We start from the raw sequence: 1,238 nt of genomic DNA on the forward strand, positions 1-1,238 counted from the left end.
CCCGTGTCGGGCGGCACCGGCGGCGCGCAGGCCGGCACGCTGACCTTCATGGTCGGCGCGGACGCCGCGCTGTTCGAGCGCATCCGCCCCGTGCTGCTCGACATGGGCAAGAACGTCGTGCATTGCGGCGGCACGGGCACCGGGCAGATCGCGAAGATCTGCAACAACCTGCTGCTCGGAATCTCGATGATGGGCGTCTCGGAAGCGATGGCGCTCGGCGCCGCGCTCGGCATCGATCCGTCCGTGCTGGCCGGCATCATCAATACGTCGACCGGCCGCTGCTGGAGCTCGGACACGTACAACCCGTATCCGGGCGTGAGCGACACCGCGCCGGCCGCGCGCGGCTACGCAGGCGGATTCGCGGCGAACCTGATGCTGAAGGATCTCGGGCTCGCGACCGAAGCGGCACGGAGCGCGCACCAGCCGGTGTGGATGGGCGCACTCGCGCAGCAGCTCTATCAGTCGATGAACCAGCAGGGGCTCGGCACGCTCGACTTCTCCGCGTGCGTCAAGCTGTACGAGGCGCAGCCGGCGTAACCGCCGCCGGACGTGCGCCGACCCGCGATGTGCCTGTACGGCCTCGCGGGTCGGTTTGCATCTGGGAAAAGGAAGGAAAACGCAGACGGCGGCGTACGCCGCCGCCGGTCGCTCAACCGCGCGGATTCGACGCCGTCTCGAAGGTCGGATGGCACTCGAACGCGAGTTCGGAGCGCGCGCCGACACGGCTGCCGCTGGTCAGCGCCTCCTGCTTCAGGCTGGCGCGCATGCCGCGCTGCGTGCAGTAGTTGGTGGCTTCGTCGACGGCCTTCGTATGGGCGTCGGCCCACGTCGTCGATACGCCGACCGTGCGCGTCGTCACGGTAAATACGTTCGGGTTCGACGTCGCGGTCACGTCGGAAGCGGTCGAACACGCGGCGAGCAAGCATGCAACAGCCGCGACGGTCAACCATCGCAGGGTTCGAAAGGAAACTGGAGTGGGCATGGGGGCAAGCGCACGTACTTCGACGTGCATTGAGCAACATAGGCGACAGTATGCCTGCCCGATCGCCGGAGATCATGCCCCTTTCGGTGAACACATTGTTTCGAATGGTTAAACGATGACGGGTGCAGGCAAGATTTACAGCCCTCGCCGGCGTCCGGCTTCGGCCGGCAGGTAGTTTCGCCCTGCCCGCACGCCGTTGCGGGCGCGCTGGGTGGCGCGACGGCCGGGGCGAGCCCGCCGACCGGGGCGGCACCGA

At 67.9% G+C, this 1,238-nt stretch carries 2 protein-coding genes; one reads left to right on the forward strand and one right to left on the reverse strand.

The features are described from left to right. Positions 1-537: NAD-binding protein (locus L810_RS41415; RefSeq protein WP_042978285.1), on the forward strand; the 537-nt coding region annotated here is incomplete at its 5' end. Positions 538-649: 112 nt separating this feature from the next. On the opposite strand, the gene L810_RS41420 is transcribed toward L810_RS41415, so the two are convergent. Continuing rightward, the gene (locus L810_RS41420; RefSeq protein ID WP_042978286.1) at positions 650-982 is read right to left on the reverse strand and encodes a hypothetical protein; all 333 of its coding nucleotides are present in this window, start codon (positions 980-982) and stop codon (positions 650-652) included. Positions 983-1,238: the final 256 nt, after the last annotated feature.

The organism is Burkholderia sp. AU4i (genome assembly GCF_000466765.1).
GTDB classification, from domain to species: Bacteria; Pseudomonadota; Gammaproteobacteria; order Burkholderiales; family Burkholderiaceae; genus Burkholderia; species Burkholderia cepacia.